The organism is Acetatifactor sp. (assembly GCF_982438285.1).
This window is the reverse complement of record NZ_CEWDFQ010000460.1, coordinates 1-1,944: the sequence shown is the minus strand read 5'-3', so window position 1 is coordinate 1,944 and position 1,944 is coordinate 1. Positions and strand designations below refer to the sequence as shown.

The 1,944-nt window shown below is 48.6% G+C and carries 1 protein-coding gene; it reads left to right on the top strand.

What is annotated here, in order from left to right; translation table 11 throughout:
- Window positions 1–1,886, top strand: a 1,886-nt coding sequence (locus AC1WIP_RS15240) for an aminopeptidase (RefSeq protein WP_481142625.1), incomplete at its 5' end; no start/stop codon positions are given.
- Window positions 1,887–1,944: the final 58 nt, after the last annotated feature.

Genomic DNA, 1,944 nt, shown 5'->3' with positions numbered 1-1,944 from the left:
TAACGGAGCGCAACCATGCGCTGTACCGGGATATTTTGCAGGAAAATTATGAGAAAAGCTATGCAAATCCCGCTTATGCTGTAAAAAGGCTGGGAAAGGAGATGGGAGCGGCCCTTTCCTTTTTATATGTTGAAATGCGCAGTCTCATCGGCTTTCTTTACGAGGAAAGGCTTTTGGAGGCGGTGATTCGTCTGGAGCTTTTTGCAGAGGTTTATGCAGCCTTTGTCTATGAATGGCAGGAGAATGAAAAACTGCCCTCCTATGAGGACATCCATGAGATTCTCTATTGGTTTGTCAGCGATTATGCCGATCTGGCGGCGGAAAACAGAACCAGGGAGCTTTTGGCGCCGGACCATAACTTTGCGGCGGGCATTATCCGAAATGGAGACTTGTCTGATGTACGGTATCTTTTTGCATACGGGGAATATGTGGGGGAAAATGAGCTGACCATGGCTCGTTTTCTGGCAGGACTTCCACAGGAGACTATAAATATCATGGCCGATACCTATACGGAAGGGTATCGGATGGGATTTGAGGTGACCGGAAAGAATCTGTCAAAAAAGAAAACAGTGGAGCTTCGGTATCAGCTTGGCTTTGAGCGCATGATGAAAAGGGCCATTGAAAATTTTGAAAAAATGGGTCTGGAGCCGGTGATTTATCGGGCGGCGTACAGTATTTTGTACAATCCCTCCCTGTACAAGACCGGATTTTTTGGCGGCGCCGTCAACAGGCAGTGCGATTTTGACCACAAGGATGACAGAGCGCTTTTCCTGGATAAAAATTATGTAAACCGCAGGCTGGAGGTATCCAGGACGGCCTTTGAAAAATACAAAGCGGAGGCCCTTTTATATGCCGGGCCTGCTGTGGTGGAGACCTTTGGAGAGGCATCCTTTGAACCTGTAAACAAACCGGAATGTACCCGCATGACGAAGGAGCAGAACCGTCTATGGGTGGATTACCGGACAAGGGCCGGGCAGCTGCAGCGGGAATATATTCTGGAGGAGGAGAGGAGCTTCACTATAATTGCTTTTCCTGTGCCCCAGATCGGCCCCTGTTTCCCGGAGCTGTTTGAGGAGATCATTCGTATCAACACTCTGGATTATCAGCTTTACCGGGATATTCAGCAGACCATGATCAATGCCCTGGACAGGGCGGATTTCTGTGAGATCAAGGGAATGAATGGGAACCGCACGTCCCTTCGGGTGAACCTTCATAAGCTGAAAAATCCTGAGACGGAGACTATCTTTGAGAATTGTGTGGCGGATGTGAACATTCCTGTGGGGGAAGTGTTTACCTCGCCCGTCTTAAAGGGAACAGATGGGATTCTGCATGTGAGCAGGGTGTTTTTAAATGGACTGGAATACCGGGATCTGACGCTGACCTTCCAGGACGGCATGGTCAGAGAATATACCTGCAGAAACTTCGAGGATGAGGAGGAAAACCGGGCCTTCGTGTGGGAAAATGTGCTGTGCCGCCACGAAAGTCTTCCCATGGGAGAATTTGCCATCGGCACAAACACCAGAGCCTATGTGGCTGCAAAAAAATACGGTGTGGAGGAGAAATTTCCCATATTGATTGCAGAAAAAACGGGGCCCCATTTTGCGGTGGGAGACACCTGCTATTCCCACGCGGAGGAAATCAAGGTATATAATCCGGACGGGAAGGAAATTGCGGCCAGGGACAACGAGGTGTCAAGCCTTAGGACAACAAAGCCGGAACAGGCCTATTTTAACTGTCATACGGATATTACCATACCCTACGACGAGCTGGGAGAGCTGACGGCAGTGACAAGAGACGGCGTGAGAATCCCTGTCATAGAAAGGGGCCGTTTTGTGCTGCCGGGAACAAAGGAGCTTAACAGACCCTTGGAGGAAGCTGGCATTTAAGCGTATAATTGTTACGAATTTTCAAAAAATAAAAAGATAAATATTGCATACATTATGT